Raw genomic sequence first — 24,609 nt, 5'->3', positions numbered from 1 at the left:
GTTTTTTTCATTTTATTACTTAAATCTAAACATTTATGTCCAGTTTTAAGCTGTTTGATTTTTTTGGACACTTACAATGGCTGAATATTGAACTTTGGTTTGATTGACGGAAAGAAGTCCTTTTTGAAAGCGGACAGTTTCTTCAATTTTATCTTCGTGATCTACTGTTATTACTCAAAAAATAAGTACTTTCTGTTGAATCTAATTTTATAAAATTAGATTCAACGTCAGGTAGTGGTCGAACAGCAATAATTTCCTTTTTTAAATTTTTTTTTCTTAATCCTCTTTTTTCCATCTTTTTATAATTTCTTCAAATCCTATGTCTTTCCAGTCTTTATGCCATTCATCTTTAAATTTGACTGATTGGGATTTAGGCTGTGGGTCTGGTAAATCTAATTTTACAACAGAAGGGATTAGAGTAGCATCTCCAACAATAAGACATTCACCAGAACCTAAGTTGGGTAAAATATCAGCAATAGCACTTGAGTTTTCCGGCATTAGAGCTTTGACATAACTTTGGTCGTTCACATTGGTGAGTCTTAAGGATATAAAATTATTACATTGTGAGAAAATTGTTTCTGAGACTTCTGAAGGTCTCTGACTGACAACCATAAGGCTTAATCCATACTTTCTACCTTCTTTGGCGATTCTTTCAATTGATTTTTTTGATGCTTTATATTCTGCTCCTCCTGTTTTCGGAATATAATTGTGGGCCTCCTCACATACAATCATAAACGGAATATCATTTTGTTCATCTTTAGCATGCTTGATTTTAGAATAATGAAATGCAAAATCAAATACCAATCTTGAAATTAAGCTTACGGCAATACTCAATACTTCAAACGGAATTCCACTAAGGTCAATTATTGTGACATTCGATTTATCGAGATATCCAAGAAATTGCCTGATTACTTCTTCAAAGTCTTTTGTTTTATAAATATCTTTTTTAGAGTTTGTAGGTTTTATAATGAAATCTAATCTTTTGTCATTAAGCTTAGTTTCTAATCTCGAAATAAATCGGTCAAACTCACCATTAAATCCACCAGTTTTCGAAACTTTTACACCAAATTTTTCATGTTTACTATTAGCAGTAGACTCCTCGAATTCGATTAAATTCCATAGTTTATCAATATTGTATTCAATTTTATCATTAAGTGTGGCAAAATAAGTCTTTCCAGAGTCTTGATATATAGTTAGATTGTTGATATTATGAATATAGTTGTAGACCTCATTTATATCAAAATAAACTGGTGTATCGTAATTTACTTTGTCTTTTAATGATGGATTGTGTTTTTCTTTATTGAGAATTACCGCCCTTTTGAATTGTGAAACTTGATTATGATGGTTATTTTCATTTCCTTCAATAAATAATGATTCCAACTCCTCAGAGTTCATCAACCAATAAGGTAATTTCAAGCTCTCCGCATCAAGATTATTTAGATTGAATTTTTCGTCTCTATGGAGCTCAAAAGCGGACTTATATTCCGAATGAATGTCAAATATAATTATATGCGCATTTTTTTGTTGAGCTGCATTTTGATTCTTTTTTTTATCTATACCTACTGCATTCTGAAGTATTTTAGCTACAGTACACGATTTTCCAGATCCAGTTGACCCAACAAGTGCTATATGTTTTCCAAAAAATTTATTCGCATCAATTTTAAGATCTATGGTTTTATTTTGAACTAACTTTCCGAACGGAAAGTTAAAGTCCTTATTAGAATCATATATTAGTTTTATAGTAGAATCTTCAACCACAGAAACCGGTTCTGTCGGGCTCGGGATAACAGCACTACCTCTATGGAATTCTTCATTTTCAATATAACCTATTGGCTGCGTTTGAATCAAAAACTTCAAACCTGCATCAGACGTATTTGACTTTATATTCTGGATAACTGCAATTACTTTATTTAAGTTCCCGTCATCAATTTCCAGATACTTTCCAATTTGGAAATCTTTTTTATGTGTTTCAAATATCTTTTCGTCTTTGATTTCGATTAATATTGCGCTTGGAGAACTCTCCAACACTTTACCTATTTTATTAGTACTCATAAACTAGATGTTAATGATAATAAATATTTTATTTCGTTGATTTCTTGTGTTTTTAATTTTTCAATATTACAACCTATCGTATTCTCAAAAGGAAAGTCCTGATCAGATATTATAATTGCATCATCAAAACCTGCTTCATTGATTATGGAATCAAATTCATTTTCATGATTACATAATTTCAATTTGAACTCAATAGTCCCATCCTTAATAACTTTAAGAGGATCTCTAAGGAAGCGAATGTGGTTAAATGTACCTGCAACTATTCCCCTTTCTAGGGTTAATTTTTTCTGATCTAAAGATTTCCATATACTGTTAAGCATCTCTTCATCACAGACAAGACTGAAAACAGGGCATTGATTTAGTCGTATTTTACTATTGTATTTAGTAATATACTCTTGTATGAGTAATGGAATATTACGTTCAAAATCATTTATATAGCTTGCATCTAGAATTAAAGCTCTTTTGCGAGAATTAATATTTAATACTTCTCCAATCTGTCTTCGTCTTTGCTTTAAAAACTTATTATAATCTTGTAGTTCTTTTGTCCATCTACTAATAGCAGTTTTCTTCTTCTTTTTAAGTTCATTCAAAAAGACAATTTTCTTAATTTTCCGCTTATGTTCATCATGTTGGATGCTTAATTCTGCTATAGCATGGATTGCATTAGGATAAAATATTTCCGTTGCATCTTCAGTTGTAAATCCTTCATTTGAGAGACATACAATAACCGCTTTTTCAGTATCTGACAGAGAAGCTCCAAATTCTAATTTGAAGCGTTTCAAAAATTCATCTCCTCCATTAAAACCATCGAGATCGGTTATATATTTTTGTAGATCTGTTGCTTTTGAATCTAATATAGAGTCTAGCTCGGTTTTCGTTAGCCTTTTTTCTGTTCCTACAGTTTCATTAGGGAAGTGTGCGTGAAGTCGATATTTAATATTTGCTGTTGGATTTTTTTTATAGTGACAATACATCTGTAACACTGGCTTATAGATAGTTGAAAGCGTAAATTTTTGCTTACTCTCGTGATATTTACATTGTACTGCTGTATGCCCGGTAGGAGTACTAACATCAATATCTTCTATTATTCCCTCAACGGTTATTTCATCATCATTTGATGAAAGTAATAATTCATGGAACGTTATTATGAATTGATATATAAATCCTTGTATTGTATAATCTGCTGTTCTATTCATTGCATTTGTTTTTAATTTCCAATCACCTCCACCATACTCTTCCCACTCTGCTGCTTGCTCACTTTGATCTGTACAGGGATCCTCTCGGTCATTTCCTGCACGTGAGAGATGACACCCACTTTACGTCCCTGATTGTGTAGCCGTTCAAGAGCATCCATAGCGATATTAAGTGTATTAGGGTCTAACGAACCGAAGCCTTCGTCAATAAATAAAGATTCCACTTTCATGCGGCTAGATGACAAAGAAGCAAGTCCTAAGGCCAAGGCCAGCGAAACCAGAAACGATTCGCCACCAGAAAGAGAGTAGACCGTACGCACTTCATCGCCCATGTCCTGATCTACCACCTGTAAAGCCAATGAAAGAGGTATCCGTTCGATTTTGTACCGGTTGGTGAGTGCTTGCAAATGAATATTTGCATAGCCCAATAGCACATCGAGCGTGTATTCTTGGGCAATCTGACGGAATTTTTTACCATCGGCAGAACCGATGATTTCATTCAGTTTACTCCATTTTTCATTGATAGCTTCCTGCGCCGCTATACGTTCCAGCAAGTCACCAATATTTTGTTTATTCACAGCATCTTGTTGTAGGCGAAAGCTGTTTTCCCCTTTTTTGTGTTTATTATCTTCTAATGCTGATTTTGCAATTGTATGAAGTTCGCTGAGTTCCTCAACTGGTCGGTCGGATATACTTTTTTCTTTGTGGGTGTCTAAAGCATGTTTTCGTTCCGAAAGAATGCTGGTAGCTTTGGTTACTTCCTCGTCTAACGTTTGCAATTCCTCACGTTCTGTAGACATCCAATCGTTGCTCAATGACAATAAATCATGGAGTTCCTCCAGGGTTAACGATTGACTGTTCTTTGAGTTGAAATCGTCAAGCCAACCCTGCATTTTTTCCAATGATTTTTGAGCGTCGGCTTGTAAAGCTGTTATTGAAGCGGCCAATTCATCACATTGGGTTTGGGCTTTGGTGCTGTTGATATTGAGTTTTTCCCTGGTTATTTTAAGCTGCTCGAGTTGCTGCTGAGCATCCTTTATTGCTTGCTTTAGCTTGGTCTCTGTTTCGCTTGCAGATTGACCTACAAATATCGAATTGCGCTCCTGAAATAAGGCCAGATACAGTTTATTTTCCGCAGCATGAGCTTCCGTTTTTTTACTAACATCTGAAGCAAGACTTTTAGCTTGGTGTTCCAGTTGGCTTATCGTGGCTTCGAGTGCTGTATGTTGACGGGTATATTGATCCATCCTTTCGCTTTTTTCTTTCCAATCGCGGGCAAAGGTTTCAATACGCTCAACGAATGCTAGAGGTGAAGCTTTCCAATTTTTCATCCATTCTGGAGCGGTGAAATAGGAGGAGAGCAGCCGTTCAACACTGTCTAAATCACGTGATGCCTTATCACGATCTCTCGTATGGCTGCTTTGCTGTTCTTTGTAAACAGCCAGTTGGTTTTGGATGTCTTTGAGTTGATTGGCAAGGCTATCGGTCTTTTCTTTAAGTTGGTCTATTTGTGTTTTGCCAACTTCTATTTGTTGCTTTTTCTCCGTGAAAGCTTGTATTTGCGCTTGCAGATCACCCTGTTTGATTTTAAGATCATGAAATTTTGTTTCAATCCAGGCTGCTTTTTCAGCACTGGCTATGGCCTTACTTTCGTCGGCAATATCAAATTGTTCCCAAATTTGCTTTTTAGAGACTAATGCTACTTGCCTTGCTGCAATTTCTTCACTTTGGCGCTCAATGTTTTGCTGTAGCATCTTACTTTCCTGTTCCAGGGCTATATAGAGGTCATTGCTCGCGTGATAGCTCCGATCATGTTCCTCGAAGGATTTTTCCAGTTTCACCAATACATTTTCCAATTGCGGATTATGAAGCACATAGGGATGACTTATGCTTCCGCAAACAGGGCAAGGCTCGTTATCCACTAAAGCCGCCCGCAATGTTTCTACGTTTTCGGTCGATGCCAGACGAGCTTGCTGTAAAAGCTGCTGCGCCGTATCGCGTTGTGCCTTTTCCAACGGCAGCTGCTGGGCTAAATTTTGTAAAGATTCCTGTTTTGTTTGAAGGTCAGACTTATCATTTGCCTGTTTCTGGTTTAGTGCTTCCAATTCCGTAAGTGCACCATAAAACAGTTGCCAATGCGCCTGTGCTTTTATAGTGTATTCAACCTGTCTGTCTGTTTCGGATTTTTCTAAGCCTAAAGTTTCGATAGGTGTTAATTGCAACTCTTTGGATAGCAAATCATTGCTTTTCTTTATAATTTCCAGGCGGTCTGCCTGTTGCTTCCAATCAGACTCTATTGTCGACCTCTCGGCTTCGTCTTTATCATATTTATCCTGTATTTGTGTCAACATAGCGGATGATTGTTGCGCTATTTCTAGAAACTGCTGCGCATCCTTTAGTTTCGACAAGATGAGCTCTTTATTTTCCGCAATCGGGCTGCGGTATTTGTTTTCTGCTCTCCAGTCGGTGATATCTTTTATTTGATCAGCAAGGTTTGCAAACTCCTCTTGTTTAGCTTTTAGTAGGGTTTGATGTTGATTATTGGCTTCAACAGAATCATCAGCCTCTTCTTTAAGTTTTTCTACCTGTTGTTTTTTCTCCGCCAGCAGCGTATCAAGTCGTCTAGCTTGCTCCAGTAGGGGAAGGGCATCGGTTAGCGCTTTATTTTTTTCTGAAAGATTGGTTTCGGCCACCTCCAGCTCATTTTCAAGCTTTTCTTTTTGCTCCTGTAGGACAACAATGTTTGCTTTGATCTGTACTAGGGCTGTTGTTTTGTCAGCATGCTGCTGTTGAGCGTTTTTCAATGCATCCGCCCAGCTTTTTGTCTGCTGTGCTTGCTCAACAGTTTTCAGTTTTTGTTTGCTTGGCAGGGCAGAGCTTTGAACCTCCTTTGCAACATCTAATGCTGTGTACGCTAGATCATAATTGATTTGTAGTTTAGCGAGCTGTTCGTACCATCCGATTTCTGCATTTAGTATTTCGATCTCTTTTTCTAGACTTTTGATCTCGATTTCCAGTATGTCCTGTTCATCCGAGAGCGCCTTCAGTTCTTCTTCGCTCAGTGTGATAATTCCTTCTTTACGAAGATTAAGGTCACGCAACAGCATTTCTTCCGCTCTGAATTTTTCATAGATTTTTTTCGATATTTCTGAATAAATATAAGTGCCAGTCAACTTTTCAAGCAGAGAAGCTTTTTCACCTTTGTCAGCCTTCATAAAAGCTGTAAAATCGCCTTGAGCTAGTAACACAGACCGGGTAAACTGATCAAAATTTAAACCTACCAACCTTGCAATTTCATTTAACGTTTCAGCTTTTTTTGCTGGAAAATCGGTATTCGTAGTTATATTTTTCAGGGTCACGGAATCAGATTGCATGCTACCATCCGCTTTATTTCTCGCACGCCTTACGCTCCAGGTAGCACGATGATATTGTTCATCAATACCAACAAAATCTACTTGAGCAAAGCCATCCGCTGTACCATCACGCAAAATGCTTCGTACATCACCTTGATTGAGCGTGCTGCCTTCAACATCTTTAATTTCTATACCTATTTCTTTCGCTTGTAAGTACCGCGGTGTTTTTCCGTAAAGAGCAAGGCACAAGGCATCTAATATCGTAGATTTTCCAGCGCCAGTAGCTCCCGTAATGGCAAATATGCCAGCGGATGATAATGGCTCGGAAGTAAAGTCAATTTCTGTAACTCCCTCTAGGGAAGCTAGGTTCTTAATTCTTATGGCTAAAATCTTCATTCTACTCGGCTGTTTGATTGACTTCTTCCACTACTTGTTGAAAAAGATTTAGGATATCTTCGGGTACGGTACTGTTATATCTAGTTTGATATATTTTTCCAAATACATCAATCGGCTGTAATTCTTGCAACTGCTCTGGAGCAATTAATTGATGTTCCTCCGTTTTCGAGTCAGGATACTTCACATCAATTTTCGCAAGTCTCACTTTTTTTTGCTGTAATGCCACCTCTACCTTATGGCGCAATGCTGGCTCAGGACCTTCTAAAAATACACGAACTTCAAGATAAGGTATTGTAGCTTTGTCAGCTTCATCAGAAGTAGGTAGTTGTTCAAGCAAAGCGATGACATCATGTAAAGGTTGGTGTTTCAACGGAACTCTCAGCAGCGGTACAAATAGTGGTATATCGATCGATCTAAGATTATGCATTTCGTCGTCGAGATCAAAGACGACGACTTGGTGCTTGTAATTAATCTCTGAGAAAGACATAGGCAGGGGACTGCCAGAATAACGCACATGATCTTTGCCACCAATTTTTTGCGCCTTATGAATATGTCCAAGAGCAACGTATTTTACATCCTCATGAAAAGCAGTCGCCGGAATACATTCAACACCGCCCATGATCAGCCTTTCTGTTTTATCTAGCTCAGTTATTTCAGCATTGTGCGTATGTAAATGCCCCATAGCTATTATGATTTGATCATCCTTAATTTTTTCTTGCGCATAGTCAAATAACTCTTTATAAAGTGCAGTTACACCTTCTGTATAGGGGTTTGAGCAGTCAGGTATAGCTGGGTAATCTCCCATACGGAGGAATGGTACGGCGAGGCAATATATCTTGATCCTTCCAGCCTGATCATATATTGGTACAATCAATTTTTCATAATCGATTTTTCCCTTCGCATCTTTCTCAACCAATCCAACAATATGAATTTTCGAAGACAGGAGTAAAGGTTTTGGTGCCTCAAGGCGTGATGCAGAATCATGATTTCCAGCGGTAATAATAATTTGTAGATCTGGGGTTTTAGAAATAGCTTGATTCAAGAAGGTATAAAACATTCGGATCGACTGAGCTGATGGATTTGATATATCAAACACGTCTCCGCTAATAAGCAGCACGTCAATTTTTTCACGATGCAATATCTCTACCAGCCAATCTAAGAATTGCTGATGCTCATAGCTGCGGTCATATTCGTGAAATAACTGGCCAATATGCCAGTCTGCGGTATGAAGGAATTTCATTTTCAAATAAATGGCTAGTCCATAATTTATCGTTTTAAAATCGATTGTATCAAGATTAAAAAAAGATTTTATGGTTTAATAATATGTTAATGCAATATAATAATTGTAATTTGAAATATAAATGTTTTAAGTGTTATTTTTAGTTTTTCCCATGATATTCCCTGATATAGCGTTTTCAATTAATCTACTTGAAATTACAATGTATAATTTTCAATCTTTTACGGGAAACCATATTTGGCTCAATAGATTTAAGAAACAAATATTTTAGGCTGTTTAAAAAAGTAAAATCTTGCTCATTTGTGATAAGGATTGTAGCGTCCGGCAAATGGTGAATTGATATCGATGATTTGACATTTTAATTTCCACATCCTATCAACAAAATTGGATGTAAGGTTTGATTTTACAGTCTCAAGCATTTTAATTAACTTCGACAAACAAACCTATATTCCAATGAAAGAAATCAAAGTGTTGTATTCGCTTAAACACAGAACAATCGAAGCGTCTAAGTTTAAGTTTGGTACTTATAAGCATAAAGCTAAGGTTGTGGCAACTTTTTATGATTTAGAAACTGCAGACAATTTTATTGCGAGGGTATTAAATAAATGGGACTTTAACAAACCAAACGAATTACCATCAAATGACGAGTTAAAATCTGAGTGGGGCAAATTTGAATATAACATCCCCAGCTAAAATCGTGAAAAAAATATCTCAATACTGAAAAAGATTAAAGATGCCAGAAGAAACTCATGAACCCTTTATAGTATCAAGCGAATCCCCAAGGAAACTTTTTGAATTAGATAGTAGTCATCGAAAAACAGTTATTATAAAAGATCTTGACTTTGGCCAAAAAGCAAGAATATACAATTTAACATGTGATGTACTGATTATTGAAAATTGTACATTTAATCTTTATTTCAGATTGGACCATTGCAACATACTTTCTCTAGATATTAGAAATACGAAGTTTGAGAATGTCTTGTCATTTGGAAGGGGATCACAAATTGAGCAGATCTATCTAAATACCGTTAATGTTTTCATATCACTAAATTCCTATTGTAGATTTACTCGTTTTAATTGCTACGGTTTAAATACTAAGGAGCTTAAAATTTTCAACAGGGAAGGGGGGAGCGGAGAAAATCTAGAGGAAATATACATATATCTCCAGGATAATAATATTAAAAGTACGAATATTTCAGTTTTTGACCGTGATATTGAAGTTGAAGTAAAAAATAATGTATTAAAGAATTTCCTAATTAACGAAACTAGAAAATTAGCTTTCATTATCAGGGATAATAACGGATTTGATAAAGTTACTTTCAATGATATAAACACTATTCAATTTGATGGATTGTATGAATCACCAATTGGTAAGTTGGAGCTCACTGGTTGCGGCATAAGTCAATTTACAAATTATTTAGAGCGTGGGGATGACGATTATTTTGAAGATAATATAATAGGAGAGATATATCTAAATAGCTGCACAACGATTAAAAAGATAAGCCTTGAAATTCCCAGGCCACTTAAGCTTTACGTTGAAGAGTGTAAATTCGACAAACCATTTTTAATATCTTCTGTCTACAAGGATATACATATTACACCAACCATTGTGAGTATAGAAGATAAAAATTCTGGTGATATACTTATTGAACTTATCAATGTTAATTTGAACTTTTTGGGTACAAATTTTTCTAATATCACTGTTAAAAGGTCCGGAATCAATTCTTTAGAATTTGAAACATTCGTTAATCATGGTAAGATCAATTTTATAGATTCAAAAACTGCTTCACCAAACTTTATAAAAGCCAATAGTGATACGAATTATTTAACGGCAAAAGATTCTATTCTAGACAATATCAACTTCCATTTTTTTGACCTTAACACGTTCAGCCATATACATTTTATCAATACAAATATATTAGGGATGAAGCTATTTCATTATCCTATAAGATTAGCTAACTACTCCGAAAACCTTAAAATATTACCTTGTCTAGATGACGAAAGAGATTTTAACATAAATGCCAAGTTTGCTTACAATCAATTCAGATTGCTAGCTGAGCGCAATGGCGATACTGATAAATCCGTCGAGTATCGAGCTTTAGAGCTAAATTACTTACGTCGGACTAAAAGTAATGAAGCCGACAGGATGTTATTATTATTAAACGAGGTTTCCAATTGGCATGGAAGAAATTGGTTATTAGGCGTATTCTTTACTTTAATTGCGGGTATGATATCTTTTGTCGGGTATCAAGCTTCATTACGCATCTTTGCTTTTTGTGATTTAAACTGGCCTGCAGACTACATTCGGTACATCGCTACTTACCCCAAGCTACAATTAGACGGATATGCCGAAAATGCAAATTTCCTAACTGATATAGCCAGGCTAATTGGTATTATCTTTATGGGATATGGTATCTTTCAGACAATATCAGCTTTTAGGAAATATAGCAAGAAATGACAAATATATCCTGATGTTTTTTAATTATTTCGTCAAAATAAAAACGGAGACATATGCTAAAATCTCATGCATATTTGAGATAACACTTGAAGGAAGGGGCTATTTATAGCTCTTATCTATGTTATGGAATATGGGTTTTTAAGGGTCTGTTTGCTGAAAAGATCTTTGAGTAAATGAGGCGTGTTTTTCACTATCTAACTATATCTAATGGGTCAAACGAGCTTATTATATCTTAGAATAGTGGATTCATCAATGTCATTCTTTCCATCTTCATGTACAGAGGAAACATAAATGAAAAAATTTCTTATCAATTCACTTTTGTCTTTTCCTTGTATACTGTTAAGAAAGTCTGTATCCTCCAGCAGTTCCTTAGATAATTCCATTAACTTAGAATTTGTATGTCTAACAGTTATACTAAATGTATTTGAAATCATTTTGTTTAATATAGAATTCAGAACTTCTTCAATATCTTTTAATTGAGACTCAATCAATATCCAGCAATTGTTATTATCCTCGTAATCTAATTTAAGTTTGTATCTGTTTTCCAAATATTTTAAAATATCAGGTGCAAACTTGCTAAATAAAATGGACAAAGAATAGCATTCTAGTGAATGGGCAAACTTATTTCTAATCTCTGCAAATTTGATAAAAAGATTTCCTTGATCTTTTGACAATCCGCCTAAATCGATGAAAAGTGTTACAATTTGATTGAAGGAGAGTGACTGGCTGGAATTACCAAATGATTTGACTCTTTCCTCTTCAAAAAGGCCTAGGGATATACGAATCAAATTCCTAATTTGAAACTCAATAATAACCGCGTAATTAATAATTTTATTTCGATCAGGTGCGATACCAAAATCTTCGAATTTAAAAGATCTATTTTTCATTAAGCTTTCATTCTATTTTTTTCCGTAACAACCAACTAAGCCAATAAACATCTACCTGTCTTTTCCCAAAGTTACCATTCGTTAACCTAATCGGTCTTTTTTCACTTGCTAAGACTCCTTTTTTTACAGAATATCTAAGCGCTTTAGAAAGTTGATCTCCGATAAATGTCTTATTGTATTTCGATTTAACGAATAACTCTATTTCATTTAAATAACGTGGAGTTTTAAGAAAATTCGATTTAACAAGAACTTCTAATATAAAGGAATCAATGCTTCTATCAGTTTTTGTGCTTAAGAAATATTCAGGAACATTTTTATATTCTTTTTTAAAAGTAACAACTGTTTCTGCCTTAGAAACAGTTTGTGGGATATCAATATTTAGATTTAATACTTTTGCTCCATTAATTCCGAGTTTAATGCCAATATGGACTGCAAAAGAATCGCTAAATGGTCTAGTAAGATTTAAAATTCCATAAATATGTGAAGAATCTCTTCCAATAAATTCAGCGAATCCAGACACAGTCATGCCTAAAATCTTCATAATATCACGCAGCCTATCGGCTAAAGCTTCACTGTAAGTTTTAATTGGTTCTGCCATTAGGCAAATACCGATAATAATTTACGCTAATAATTATCATTAATTTACTTTTTTTGTCAATTTTATTACCTATATTTGTTATAATATTTTACTGACTTATAAACTTTTAAGTCTATTAGTGTAATTTAAGAGTCTCGTTTCCCAAGTCTCACAATTTAATCGAACACGAGAGCGATAGGTTGCACCCATATGCCTTTATTGCTATATTTAGCATCGGTAAAGGCGTGGGTACTATCGTCTGCTAAGTTCGAAGGAGTGAGACCCAGGGAATAAAGCAGGGTAGTAGCCCACGCTTTTATTATTTAAGAGACTCATCAAATATCGTTAATGGTGAGTTATGATTATTAAAAACAAACATCCGAACAATTCAATTCCCCCTTAATTTTTTAGGAGTAAGAGTCTTTATGACCAAATCCGAAGCTTGTCAGTGTATCTATATCATCAGCTGTGTAACCAATTATTAGACAACTAACTCGGAACATTTTTTCAAACTATTTTATGAACCTGAGCGAGCACGCGCGCGCGGGATAGGAGAGGTATTGCTCTTATTTGGGCAATGCTGATCATTTTAATGCCTCAAAAATGAACCAAAAATCAAACAACATGCTACGCTTTGAGCTAGCATGTTATGAAATATACGACAATGGATACGATCCATTAAATACCATTCGGGAGTTCTGGTCCCAACATACCATTAACGACTGTCAGGAAAGCCTATGGGAACTCTTCGAGAACTATAGAAAGTGTGCAGCTCAGGAAGATGCTGCTGACGTGAAGCAGATGCATACCTTTTTAATGAAAGTGTGCCGTGTGCTGATGGCTTATTTCCTGGTGCACTTCCGCAAGATCGAAATTGATGCGGTGCCATTTGACTTTGCAGAGCCTGCCGAAGCCATAACGGCCGATCTGGAAGCTAAGCAAAGGATCCATAATTTCTTTAATAGAATTACTGAATAATACCTAATCCATAAGCAGATGATAAAAAGATCTAATCTATCCACTGCCTTATTGGATAAGGTAGTCAATATTCCAGTTATACAGATTACATTACTTGTAATCGTGTTCCTCTTAGTTTTTATGTTTAGTTTATCAGCTCAGACGCCCCGCAAGGACAGCGGGGCCGATGGGCTCACCAAAATTAATCGACTATATGTAGGCGACACAATACCTGATGAACTATGGAACGCGATGCTGCCCGTATCAAACCATCCTGAGGGTAAGCAAAATGTCCAACTCAAAGAGTATAAAGGCAAAAAGCTGATCTTGATAGATTGCTGGGCCACCACCTGTAAAAGCTGCCTAGAGGGTTTGCCAAAGATTCAAAAATTACAACATACTTATTCCGACGTTACATTTTTGCTGGCCACATTACAGCAGGATAGGGCGCCTCAGTATCTGAAAGACAATGGGTATACGCTGACGTCCTTTATCGACACCAGGGCGACGCTATTTCAATACTTCCCCTATACTTGGATTCCTTATTACATCTGGATCAGTGAGGGTAAGGTGGTCGCTACGACGCAGGCAACCGAAGTGACCGATGAAAATATAGCCAAACTGTTAAATGAAGGAATTGCGCCCACAAGAATACGGCAAGATCGTGTGTCTTTCGACTTAAAGGACAATTTTTTGAATGATCCTTTGATCTTTCGTGCGCCCCAATTGCAACGTTCCTTTACGATAACAGGCTACCTACAGGATGTCCTTGCCCAGACAAACTATCAGATCGGAAAGGATGGTAAACCCAGCTTTTTTGGAACAACCAATGCGGGGCCAATAGATATCTATAAATCGGCCATTGCCATCGCCCGCCCTGATCTGCGGAAGGGCAATTGGTTTCTATTAGAAACAAAATGGCGCGATAAGCTTTTAAATGTAAGTACAGATCAATACTTCGCCGACAGCACTGCACATCTGTATGCCATACAGTTTTATTCTGCTTCTACGAATAAAAGTGAACTGGCTAAAGATTTACTTCAAGAGCTCAACACCTTCTTCGGACAAAAATATGGTATGGAAGGCCGTATTGAACAGCGTAGCCGTAAAGCTTATGTGATTCGAAAAGATGCATCGCCTCAGAACTTGAAAATTCCTAAGAAGTTAATAAATGAACTCCCCATGTATCAATTGGTCGATAGGCTTGATAATGCGAGTGAGCAGACTGAAATGGGAATACCATGGATAAACAAAACCGACGAATTTAAAAAACCAATAAAAATCCCGGATGATTGGCCAAATGATCTGAACAGTATCAATGCATTCTTGGTACCGCAAGGATATCGAGCAACATTGGAAACCTTGTCTATGGAAGTATTTGTATTAGGTGATATTGCGAAAGGAGGTCGCCATGAATAGATGGATCGCATTTATCCTTATTATGATAAGCTATATCAATTCGTTCGCACAGGGATCGAATGCTTTGCACATTCAATTGCTGAGTAAAGCTGATCAAAAACCTATTGCTGGTGCATCTTTAAATTCGCTATCGGAGCCTACCATTGTGACAAAGACAGATCGGGATGGAAAAGGCCATATCAATAAGACTACTTACCCGATATCGCTACGCTTTAGCCACCTCAGTTATGCGCCTAAAACTGTGCAGTTTGACAGACATGGCGAATATACGGTGGAATTGGAGTCAAACGTACAGGAACTGGAAGAGGCCGTGGTACAGACGGGTTATCAAGCAATTCCAAAAGAACGCGCCACTGGATCTTTTTCATTCCTGACAAACAAAGAACTCAACCGTAGACCTTCGGAAGGATTGGTAGACCGGCTGGAAGGCACCGTAAGTGGCTTAACCATCGATTCGCGATTATCGGGCCGAAATGCACTGATGCTGCGCGGATATGCAACGATCAAGTCCGACAATACACCTTTAATCATTTTGGATGGTGCTCCGTTTGAAGGTGACATCACGGCACTTGATCCGAACGTACTTGAATCCATTACTTTTTTGAAAGATGCAGCAGCTTCTTCTATATGGGGTGCACGTGCGGGAAATGGCGTTTTGGTCATTACGTCCAAATCGGCAAAACTGAACGAAGGCACCAAGGTGAACCTCAGCCTGAATAATACATGGGAAGCTGCTCCGGAACGCTATTATTCTAAATTCTTGCTAAATAGCAGCGATTTTATCGGCTTTGAACAGTACCTCTATGATAATGGCTACTATAACGCCCAAAAAGCAAATGCGGGTTACCGGAAGTTTACGCCAGTAGTTGAATTGCTGCTCAAACGGGATAAAGGGTTGCTGAGCGCAGAGGAAGTGTCAAATCAGATCGCAGAACTGGCACAGCAGGATGTCCGAAAGGATCTCGATCGTTATTACTTCGGTACAGGGTATAAACAGCAGTACAATGCTCAGATCAGCAATGGGAATGCAAAGGCAGCAAATTTACTTTCCCTGACTTGGAACAAAGCCAACACTTCGGCTGACAGACAGAAAGACAGCAGAATACTGCTGCAGTTCAATTCGACATTCAAACCTGCGGAATGGCTGGATTTCAATCCGACCTTATCCTGGAATCTGGGTAACCAAAACAACCGACTGCTGAATTATGCGGATTACATTTATCCTTATGCCCGCCTTGCAGATGAAAACGGAAATTATTTGCCTGTTATACACGATTATAATGGGATATTTTTGGATGCACAAAAGCAATCTGGCCGTTTGGACTGGGGCTATAGTCCATTGGACGAAATGGACAAAAGACTGTTTGCCAATGAACATAATGAGTTTATCGCCGGTTTTAATTCCAATATACGGCTAGGATACGGGCTCACAGCACAGCTCTTGTATAACTATCAGAATATAAACAATCTGCAGACCTTCAATTATGACCGCGATAGCTATTATGCGCGTAATTTGGTCAATAGCTTTGCCTATGAAAATAATGGTCAGCTGCTATTTCCAATTCGGGAAGGTGCTATACTGGATAAGTCCAGAAACAAAACTCAAGCGCATCTGGGAAGGGCGCAACTGAATTATTCAGCAACCATCGGACTGTCAAACATCAATCTCCTACTGGGAGCGGAAGTTAAACAGACAACTCTGGTAGGGGATAAGTCTACGGTGTATGGATTTGATCCCGAAACATTGACGTATCAGGATATGGATTTCAGTACACGTTTTACACGCTTTCCGACAAGTTCAAAATCCAATATTCCCTCAGGAATTGGCTTTACGGATCGTATAGATCGTTTTGTATCGTATTACTTCAACGGTAGCTATCTATACAGGCAACGATATCTGCTTTCCTTTAGTGCACGTAAGGATGCATCCAATCTTTTTGGTGTCAATACCAACCAACGTGCTGTTCCGCTCTGGTCTTCGGGCTTGGCATGGACGGCTTCGGAGGAGCGCTTTTGGCCAAAGGATTTTATAATCGACTACCTCAAGCTACGGACGACCTTTGGTTACAGCGGAAATGTAAATAAATCGCTGACACGGTACAGTACGGCTAGCTACGGTACATCCTTACTGACGGGGTTGCTTACTGCACAGATCCAAACCCCACCCAATGAAGATCTGCGCTGGGAAAAAGTAAGCACAGTCAATATTGGTTTGGATCTCGCTACTAAAAACCGCACTGTCAGTGTTTCCTTTGATTATTATCAGAAGAAAGGCCGTGATCTGATCGGGGAGTCTGCCCTTGACCCGACGACTGGCTTCTTTGTCGGTCAGCGCTTTTCCTTTACAGGCAATACGGCCTCACTCAATACCGAAGGGATCGATCTGCGAATAGATGGCCGAAAGAACTTTGCTGCAATAGAGTGGATGCCAAGCCTACTCTTCAATTGGAACCGAAATAAGGTCATCAAATTCAGTGGTACAGCACCGAGTAGTTTATTGGCCTCATCATTTGCTGTTCCTGTGGAGGGCAAGCCCATGAGTCCATTATATTCAGTCCCCTGGGCGGGTTTAGATCCGGTAGATGGAAGCCCTCGTTTTTGGTATAAAGGCGAGATCAGCAAAGATTATACAGCCATCCGATCCAAGATGACATTTGACGACCTGCAATATCACGGCTCAGCACTTCCTTTGTATACAGGGTCGCTTATAAATCGCTTGAAATATAAGTGTTTTGATCTTTCTTTTTCAATGCTTTATGCATTTGGTGGTTACCTCCGTAGACCAACGATTAATTATTCAACATTGGCGACAAATTGGTTTGGCCACGAGGATTATACAAAGCGTTGGATAAAACCTGGTGACGAGCTGGAGAAAGATGTTCCAGCTATTCCAAAGGTGGCTGATCTGGACAAATGGAGCATTTTAAATAGCTACTCAAGTGTCCTCGTCGAAAAAGCCGATTATATCTTTTTGAAAGATGTACGATTGGGTATTGACCTCCGTACATTGAATAACACATGGCTAAACCGGTCATTTAAAAATGCTTCTTTTTTTGTGCTGGTCAATAATGTCGGGAAGCTTTGGGTGGCCAACAGCGCCAAGATCGATCCGATGACAAATGAGAGTTATTTGGGAAGACCCCGATTGTGGTCTATAGGTATTAACGTAGGATTGTAACATATAATGAAAAGAATTATAGTACTATTGTTGGTCATCACGCTGGGCGGATGCACCAAAGATTTTCTATCGGTCAAATCGGACAAGAAACTTGTTATACCGAGCACATTGAAGGATTTTAGGGCTTTGATGGACCGAACAGAAACAATGAACGAAGCACTGCCTCATCTCGCTCATCTTTCTGCCGACGATTATTACTTGAGCAAAGAGGTTTACGACGGTCTTACAAGTTTGATCGAGCGTAATACTTATATCTGGAATAAAGATATCTATGAAGGCTCGCTAGACATTGTGTGGAGCAATTCCTACCAACAGATCTTCTACGCCAATAACGTGCTGGATGGGCTGGAAGTATTGGCTAGCAAAGAGGATGAAGCGTATTGTCTAAAAGGAACAGCCTTATTCTTTAGAGCTTTTGGTTATTTTAATCTTTCGCAGATTTACTGCGATACGTATACGGTAGGTGCCGAAAATACAGGGCTTGGGCTACCTTTACGCCTTAAAAGTGACATCAATGAAAAGGTGGGGCGAAGCACGGTCGAACAGACCTATGCACAGATGGAAAAAGACCTAAAGGATGCTATTGAGCTGCTGCCAACAACGGTATCGGTCAAAACCAGACCGAGCAAATATGCCGCACAAGCACTTTTGGCGAGATTATATCTCATCATGGGGAGATATGGAGAATGTTTAGCGTTATGCCAGTCTGTATCGCCAGCTTTTAAATTGATCGACTACACGAAAGTAAATACTTCCATCGCTTATCCGATGGTACAATTTAATGATGAAGTGATTTTTCACAGCATTATGTCTTATGTCTCCCATAAAGATTCAAAAGCCTTGGTCGATACCAACCTTATGCGGGCCTATGCAGACGATGATTTAAGATTGAAGACTTTTTTTGCTCCTAGGGGAGAGAATGCAGCTTTTATCGGTAATTATTCTGGCTCCTTATCCTTGTTTAATGGACTGGCTATTGATGAGGTCTATCTTATGGCGATGGAATGCTTGACGCGATTAAATAAACTCGATGAAGCGAAATCTATGTATCAGACATTTATGGCATCAAGGCTTCGTGATCATCGAATTGTGGTATTAAAAGAAAGTATCACACAAGCTGAGCTGTTAAATATTGTCTTACTTGAAAGGAGGAAGAGCTTGCTCTATCGTGGACTTCGCTTCTCAGATATACGTAGACTGAACCGAAACGAAAAGGCGGAAATAACGATGACGAGAGTGCTTGGAGATAAAATTATACAGATCAAACCTAACTCACCCAATTATATTTTGCCCATCCCAGATAATGTGATTGATCTGTCGGGCATTGCTCAAAATCTCCGCGAGTAGCTTGATCAATAGTTAGAACTTTGCTTTAAATCAAAAGGGTGGCTGTCTCGAATTGAAACAGCCACCCTTTCTTTTTAATAAGCAGTGAATTTACAAGGTTTTGGTACGATAGTCAGTATAACTTGACTCGTGACCCGAAATTACAACACGTTGTCCTAATGAGTTAAATTCAGTATCCTCATCTTTATATCTACGAGCACAATCTGGATTCTCAAGTTTTGGACAATTCGGATCAGGCTGTTCAATTTCCTGTCCCGGCTGACCTCCGGTCATTTCAAACCAGTATTCTTCGCTTGCAGTTTGCTTTTTAATTGTGTTTGCAGACATTAACGATACTGTTGTCAATCCTGCTGCTATGCCTAATCCGAGAATAGGCAATACATTTGTTTTGATGATTTTAAAGATGTTCATAATCTTCGATTTAAAATGTGATATTAAAATTTGTTATTCTGTTTATGTCTTTTGGCAGACGCGCCCTTCTTGCTGACAACCTAGCATCAGCGTTTCCGATGTGTAAGCTGTCATTTTCTCTTATTTTGCCCATGGAAAAGGCTGTCTATATGCTTTGCAAATGATCTATAGCTCAATCGTGGAATAGTATTGGCTATTTTTGTACGATATGGAATACTATATTTATCATGTTCAACAGGTCTTAGTCGAATCCAACGTTCTATGATAGAGGACCAAACGCAGATCAATGTGAGGTAAATATTTAATATAAAATGTGATTTCCAGCTAATCTGAACAATCAGTCCACAACTACAAGGTAGCTCGTCGCTCCATACATAAAGCAAAGCTAGCCCCACATAGCTGGTGAAAGCCAGCATCATTAGCGATGATAGCACCAAGCCAATTAATCGCGTCGATTTAATCCCGATCAATACTGCTGCCATGATCTCACTTGTCGGTATCAAATAAGCCAATACGATGGCTAGTGGCCTTGGCAGTGGCTGGCGGAGCATTGCATCCATATTGCCACTGAAATCAGAAAATTTATTGTATGCAACAAAGATCCAAAGGCCCATCATAAATGAGCCATAAAACGTCACAGCAATATCCCGCCAATGCGTCAAGCAAAAATGGACCACGATCTGTGGAAGTCTCAAAATAAATTGAATCATCCATTTTAAAAAGATCGTGATCCCTCGTACGGAATAGTTATCGGGAGCAATATTTCTTGGTGTATTTTGCATTTCCTTACTTACATTGTAAATCAAATTTCGGTACTAAAAAGCAGCCGGACTTGGCCGAATCTGGAGAGTAGTATATACAGGCTTAGCGATCGTCTTGGATATACCGCTTAAAAAACTCGGTTGCGGTCATGCCGGTTTTCTTTTTAAAAAAGCGTGCAAAGCTGCTGGGGGATGCATAGCCGAGTTCATAGGCGATGGCATCGGTATGCATACCGTCTACAATATATTTCTTGGCGAGATCCAGCATGAATTCTATTTTCAGCTCTTGGGGACTCTGTCCATAATAAAGTTGGATAAGCTGATGCAGATAGTCCATACTGATCCCGAGCTGCCAGGCAATATCTTCCAGTTTAAAATCCTGACCATGCTCGGCTGCAGCCTGCTGAATGGCTGCATGGGCTTCTTTGGATTTTAATTGGGATTCCGAAATCTTGTCATATTCTTCAAAGATCTTTTCCTTGGATAGCTGGATCAATTTCTTGATACCCCAAAGAATATTGACCTCACTGTCGAGGTCGCCTTTCTTGATGTTTGAAGCTATGGCTTTCATCAATGAAATAGTTCTGGTGCCGGCACGGAAATCGATGCTGCACCATACATGGGGATCTTGTTGTCTATAGGCATGGATCAGGGGGTGAAGAAACTGGAAGGGACGCTCATTGCCATCGCGAAAAATGCTCCCGCGGAAATAAAAGTTAACGAGGGTGTACCTTCCTGCAGGAACATGGATTTCATAATTGCTTGTAGTTAAGTAGAAGTAACGGCCGCGATTGCAAGAGATGCTGTAACTGATCTGCTTCCGGATATCCATGATCTCAACGGCACGATCTTCTGTGATGATATAAAAGATATGTATATCCGAACGCGTAACTTGTACAGGAATGACAATATTGGCCGGTAGATGCAGATCCAATATATTGATGTAGCCGAGCATACCATTAAACTGCTGCAGGCAGGCCTGCCCATTTTGGTTTTCGTAATGTTCATAGTCTGCATTCGACATGCTTATTCGCGGTTTGAGCGTATCAGTTCTTGGACTGAGTGGCTCGCCAAATACCTTTGCGAGATCAATCTGTAATGTTTTCTTCATAATGGGAAATAGGTCAATATAATCCCCCCGGTCAGGATTTCGGAATGATCGGGGGAAATGGTTTTTGGATAACGGGGGAACGCTCAGGTGCTAGGTCATTCTGTAGGATATCCGAATAAACAGGGGAGTGAACGTCTTCCGCACCACAGCATCCTGCCATTCATCGAGGCCGTGAACCATGAGCTCCTTAAATTCTGGATCATCATCATCACCCTTATCGTCTTTTTGAAATTGAAGTATGTTGCCCTGCATGAGATAATTGCTTATCGCAGTGCCAAGTTGTTTCCGAAACCCTGGTGGAAAATCGTAGAGCTGCTGCACCTGATGGGGTTTCAGATTAAAATTGTGTTCCATCCAGACTGCAAAATCGTCTTTAAGAAGTTGCATCTCTAGTGCTCGCTCCGCTATTGGCAGAGCGAGAATCATGGCTACTTTTTGCGCCACGCCTGCATTGTCAAATTTCTCTTTCATTCGAATTGTATTTTTGCAAATATTTATTTAAATAGATCAAATTAGCAACCGCCGTGTCCTAACCTCCGCGATTTTGGAGGAAAGTCTTCTTTTGAGCGAATGAATTTTGCTTAATATTTGATTTTATTTAGTAAATTGGGTCTGTAAACCAGTATAAACCTGAGCCATTTAAGAGAGCTTGACATAGCATATGAAAGTATTAAAACTAACGGTGAAGAGTTTACTCATCTCCATGCTTTTTAACTTAATCGGAAATCACGGTATCTATCTGAATCGATTTTGGACACAGACCTATTGGATGTGGACAGTGGCATTTGCAATTGCGATTGGTATTGCGGTATTGTTCACGCAGATGTTTCTTAAAGCCTTTTGGACTTATTGGCAGAAGCAGTATCCTGATCTGATACTCATGAGCAAGGGGAGGATCATGACCAAGAATATACCCAAAGGTCAACTCTTCTGTGCAATTCTTGCTACAACTACACCGATTTTATCGATTTATCTCTACATTATCTATTGTATCGCTTCGGTGCGCAGCGAAGATACGTACAGCTTGTTAAGAAGCTATCTCTTGCATTATATGCCTTTTATTGGTACAGGTTGTGTAGCCTACGTGATCTATGTTTTTTGTAACGGCAAATTATGGTGGTTAACAACTGAAAATGTGATGGCTTTGTTAGGGAAAGAGGTCATGTCGCAGGAAAACACAACAGATAGAGCGGTAACTATAGCACCTCCAAATGTATTGGATAAGACTATCGTAATCGGATCACTCTATGATGTGCTGTACAGCCATTCGCCATTCAGCCTCAATACTTTGGGGGCGGATGCTGTGCGTATGTTTGATGTTCCTTTTTATTTTTCCCAAAAAAGAAAAAAGGAAGTCATTCTGATCAACGGTACCCGCTTGGAGGCCAATCACTTCGTGCAGGAGCTGGAAGCTAGGGGGCTTGATAAATGGTATTTTCGCATCAATAGCACCTGTAGGGTAAATATGATGCACGTGCGTCAACCGATATTGCCAAATGCCACTTACCTGGAGTTCCGCAAGGAAGTGTTTGACAGCCTCAAGTCGAATATGACAGAATTGGAGATCAGCAATCTGCTGCAGATAACTGAATGGATGCGCAAAGAAAAAAAGCTAAAGGATTTTTTGGATAACGTCAATAACCTAGAGCATGAGGGATGGGATTACCTTTTAAAGCTCAATTGAATCATCCCATTTTATAAACTTAGATAGACCGAGCACAGTAGACAACAGGTCTGCTGCTGCGCTGGATTTCGGCGGTTAGTCGAGCTAACCTTACCCGTTTATGTTTTTTGTTAAAGGATCTCCTGATCAACAGGAGATTAATCCTCGTTTTGTGTCCAATGCAACAGGTATTCGCCTAAAAATCCACTATTCTTTCCAACTAAAACCAAGCATCGAAAGTACGCCGTTAGAAGCTAAGCTGGACCGTATCCTTGACCTGCTGCAGGAACAGCAATATATGGAGCTCCACAAGCTGACAGGCACGATGACCATCCAGGAAGTCGCCTATTTTTTGAGCAAAAGTGTGCGCACCATCGAGCGCCGTATTGCCAAAGGCCTACTCAAGGCTACCTATAAAGAGGGCAATGCGGATCTCTTCCTCAAAAAAGATGTGGTGCAGCTGTATGTGACGGAATATAAAAAATGGCCGCGGCAAATGCCTTAAATCCCTATACTATTCGTGCCTGCTTCGTATTGCCTTCGGAGATGAATCAAAGAGCAGCCGCTGTTGAACCACTGCTGAACAGTAATTTCCTGTTTGGAGACTGGTGAAGGTCTGTTCAGTATCTGTACAAGATCTATTGCTGATCCGAAGCAGGTACGGAGCTGGTCCGAAGCAAAGGGCTAAGACTGCTGCTCGAGTGCGTAGTTTTTGAAGTACCAGACGACCCCGTCTCTGGAATATGTCCGATTGCCTCCGACAGCCCGCCGACAAAAGCTGGGATACCGCCGACGAGTCTCCGCCAACCTGTTTTGCGCTATTGACAAGGGGCTGTGTGATGTGGTATGTTTGTCGAAGTAAAGCAGTACATACCGGTATAAATGAAAGCTTTATGGGTTTTAACTTTTTAAATAAAACAACATGGCAACAATCAACAATGGTGTAATCGGAAGAGCAAGTGGTAAAGTGGGCGCGGTGATCGCCTCGTCCTGGAAATCTATCAACTACCTCAAAGGTTTGCCCAAAAAGCGGACGAAAGGGATGTCCGAAGAACAGCTGATCCAACAGGACCGTTTTCTGAAAATCTCAAAATTTCTGATGCCGATCACGCCGATCCTGCAGGTGGGGTTTGGGCTGTCCAAAACCGAAAAGATGACGCCCACAAACGTGGCGCTGCAGCTCAATATCGCCCAGGCGGTAAGCGGTACTTATCCAAACTTTAGCTTGGATTACAGTAAGATCGAAATCAGTACGGGCTCTTACCTCAACGGCGGCGGCATGGAGGCTGCTGTGGATAATGGAATTCTTTCTATCTACTGGGATACCATCCTGAACAGCCTGTACAAGACCAAGGCCGATGATCAGGTCATTATCCTGGTTTATTCACCCGAAAAGGATGAATTTATGACAGCACCTACGCCGCCCACCCGTGCCGCCGGTACGATAGACATCGTGATTCCGGCACACCTGCTCGGAGGCAAAGGGCATGTCTGGATTTTCTTTACCGACCGCAAGGCCGAGAAAGTATCCAAAAGTACGTATTTGGGTGAGTTTGACCTGGCTTAGCCGCTGATGGAGTAATGGAACGGGAGGAGCATAAGGCTCCTC

At 39.1% G+C, this 24,609-nt stretch carries 19 protein-coding genes; 9 read left to right on the top strand and 10 right to left on the bottom strand.

From position 1 onward, the window contains the following. Nucleotides 1–276 precede the first annotated feature (276 nt). From BGP15_RS17910 to BGP15_RS17895, 4 genes are read right to left on the bottom strand one after another with little or no spacing between them, the layout of a single operon-like run. A complete protein-coding gene (locus tag BGP15_RS17910; RefSeq protein ID WP_286770354.1) occupies nucleotides 277–2,052 on the bottom strand; it encodes an ATP-binding protein in 1,776 nt (591 codons plus the stop codon). Further along, nucleotides 2,049–3,248, bottom strand: a complete 1,200-nt coding sequence (locus BGP15_RS17905; protein WP_286770353.1) for a hypothetical protein — start codon at nucleotides 3,246–3,248, stop codon at nucleotides 2,049–2,051. Before BGP15_RS17905 ends, BGP15_RS17910 begins: the two co-directional genes overlap by 4 nt. 11 nt (nucleotides 3,249–3,259) lie before the next feature. After that, nucleotides 3,260–6,994 carry an AAA family ATPase gene (locus BGP15_RS17900; protein ID WP_286770352.1) on the bottom strand — a complete coding sequence of 1,245 codons (3,735 nt, stop codon included), beginning with the start codon at nucleotides 6,992–6,994 and terminating at the stop codon, nucleotides 3,260–3,262. A gap of 1 nt (nucleotide 6,995) precedes the next feature. Next, nucleotides 6,996–8,234 (bottom strand): exonuclease SbcCD subunit D, encoded by a 1,239-nt coding sequence (locus BGP15_RS17895; RefSeq protein ID WP_286770351.1) that lies wholly within the window; start codon nucleotides 8,232–8,234, stop codon nucleotides 6,996–6,998. 450 nt (nucleotides 8,235–8,684) lie between these two features. Between BGP15_RS17895 and BGP15_RS17890 the strand changes: the two genes are divergently transcribed. Together BGP15_RS17890 and BGP15_RS17885 are read left to right on the top strand one after the other, a co-directional pair. Further along, the gene (locus tag BGP15_RS17890) at nucleotides 8,685–8,924 is read left to right on the top strand and encodes a hypothetical protein (protein WP_286770350.1); all 240 of its coding nucleotides are present in this window, start codon (nucleotides 8,685–8,687) and stop codon (nucleotides 8,922–8,924) included. 40 nt (nucleotides 8,925–8,964) lie between these two features. After that, nucleotides 8,965–10,689, top strand: a complete 1,725-nt coding sequence (locus BGP15_RS17885) for a hypothetical protein (protein ID WP_286770349.1) — start codon at nucleotides 8,965–8,967, stop codon at nucleotides 10,687–10,689. Between the two features lie 212 nt (nucleotides 10,690–10,901). Here BGP15_RS17885 and BGP15_RS17880 read toward each other — a convergent pair whose 3' ends face one another. Then, nucleotides 10,902–11,576, bottom strand: coding sequence for a hypothetical protein (locus BGP15_RS17880; protein WP_286770348.1), 675 nt, complete (start codon nucleotides 11,574–11,576; stop codon nucleotides 10,902–10,904). A gap of 7 nt (nucleotides 11,577–11,583) precedes the next feature. Then, the gene (locus BGP15_RS17875; RefSeq protein ID WP_286770347.1) at nucleotides 11,584–12,174 is read right to left on the bottom strand and encodes a hypothetical protein; all 591 of its coding nucleotides are present in this window, start codon (nucleotides 12,172–12,174) and stop codon (nucleotides 11,584–11,586) included. 582 nt (nucleotides 12,175–12,756) lie between these two features. On the opposite strand from BGP15_RS17875, the gene BGP15_RS17870 reads away from it, so the two are divergent. From BGP15_RS17870 to BGP15_RS17855, 4 genes are read left to right on the top strand one after another with little or no spacing between them, the layout of a single operon-like run. Continuing rightward, a complete protein-coding gene (locus BGP15_RS17870) occupies nucleotides 12,757–13,131 on the top strand; it encodes a hypothetical protein (protein WP_286770346.1) in 375 nt (124 codons plus the stop codon). Between the two features lie 18 nt (nucleotides 13,132–13,149). Further along, nucleotides 13,150–14,529, top strand: coding sequence for a TlpA family protein disulfide reductase (locus BGP15_RS17865; RefSeq protein ID WP_286770345.1), 1,380 nt, complete (start codon nucleotides 13,150–13,152; stop codon nucleotides 14,527–14,529). Further along, on the top strand, nucleotides 14,522–17,707 hold the full coding sequence (locus BGP15_RS17860; protein ID WP_286770344.1) for a SusC/RagA family TonB-linked outer membrane protein: 3,186 nt from the start codon (nucleotides 14,522–14,524) through the stop codon (nucleotides 17,705–17,707). The genes BGP15_RS17865 and BGP15_RS17860 overlap by 8 nt, the downstream gene beginning before the upstream one ends. A gap of 6 nt (nucleotides 17,708–17,713) precedes the next feature. Further along, nucleotides 17,714–19,054, top strand: a complete 1,341-nt coding sequence (locus BGP15_RS17855; protein ID WP_286770343.1) for a RagB/SusD family nutrient uptake outer membrane protein — start codon at nucleotides 17,714–17,716, stop codon at nucleotides 19,052–19,054. A 90-nt stretch (nucleotides 19,055–19,144) separates the two neighbouring features. On the opposite strand, the gene BGP15_RS17850 is transcribed toward BGP15_RS17855, so the two are convergent. The 4 genes from BGP15_RS17850 to BGP15_RS17835 all read right to left on the bottom strand — a co-directional run bounded on the left by BGP15_RS17850 (nucleotide 19,145) and on the right by BGP15_RS17835 (nucleotide 21,808). Then, nucleotides 19,145–19,465: a hypothetical protein gene (locus tag BGP15_RS17850; protein WP_182981869.1), complete on the bottom strand. Its 321-nt coding sequence runs from the start codon at nucleotides 19,463–19,465 to the stop codon at nucleotides 19,145–19,147. A 110-nt stretch (nucleotides 19,466–19,575) separates the two neighbouring features. Beyond that, entirely contained in the window at nucleotides 19,576–20,247 is a 672-nt protein-coding gene (locus tag BGP15_RS17845; protein WP_286770342.1) for a MauE/DoxX family redox-associated membrane protein, read from the bottom strand. A gap of 82 nt (nucleotides 20,248–20,329) precedes the next feature. Continuing rightward, nucleotides 20,330–21,337, bottom strand: coding sequence for a helix-turn-helix domain-containing protein (locus BGP15_RS17840; RefSeq protein ID WP_286770341.1), 1,008 nt, complete (start codon nucleotides 21,335–21,337; stop codon nucleotides 20,330–20,332). Between the two features lie 90 nt (nucleotides 21,338–21,427). Beyond that, the gene (locus tag BGP15_RS17835; protein ID WP_286770340.1) at nucleotides 21,428–21,808 is read right to left on the bottom strand and encodes a hypothetical protein; all 381 of its coding nucleotides are present in this window, start codon (nucleotides 21,806–21,808) and stop codon (nucleotides 21,428–21,430) included. A 190-nt stretch (nucleotides 21,809–21,998) separates the two neighbouring features. On the opposite strand from BGP15_RS17835, the gene BGP15_RS17830 reads away from it, so the two are divergent. The 3 genes from BGP15_RS17830 (at nucleotide 21,999) to BGP15_RS17820 (ending at nucleotide 24,567) form a co-directional block, all read left to right on the top strand. Further along, nucleotides 21,999–23,021, top strand: a complete 1,023-nt coding sequence (locus BGP15_RS17830; RefSeq protein WP_286770339.1) for a hypothetical protein — start codon at nucleotides 21,999–22,001, stop codon at nucleotides 23,019–23,021. Between the two features lie 100 nt (nucleotides 23,022–23,121). Next, a complete protein-coding gene (locus BGP15_RS17825) occupies nucleotides 23,122–23,505 on the top strand; it encodes a helix-turn-helix domain-containing protein (protein WP_286770338.1) in 384 nt (127 codons plus the stop codon). Between the two features lie 417 nt (nucleotides 23,506–23,922). Further along, nucleotides 23,923–24,567 (top strand): DUF6266 family protein, encoded by a 645-nt coding sequence (locus tag BGP15_RS17820; RefSeq protein WP_286770337.1) that lies wholly within the window; start codon nucleotides 23,923–23,925, stop codon nucleotides 24,565–24,567. The last annotated feature ends 42 nt before the right edge of the window (nucleotides 24,568–24,609 follow it).

The organism is Sphingobacterium sp. 40-24 (assembly GCF_001899705.1).
GTDB lineage: Bacteria > Bacteroidota > Bacteroidia > Sphingobacteriales > Sphingobacteriaceae > Sphingobacterium > Sphingobacterium multivorum.
This window is presented reverse-complemented; position numbering and strand designations above follow the sequence as displayed.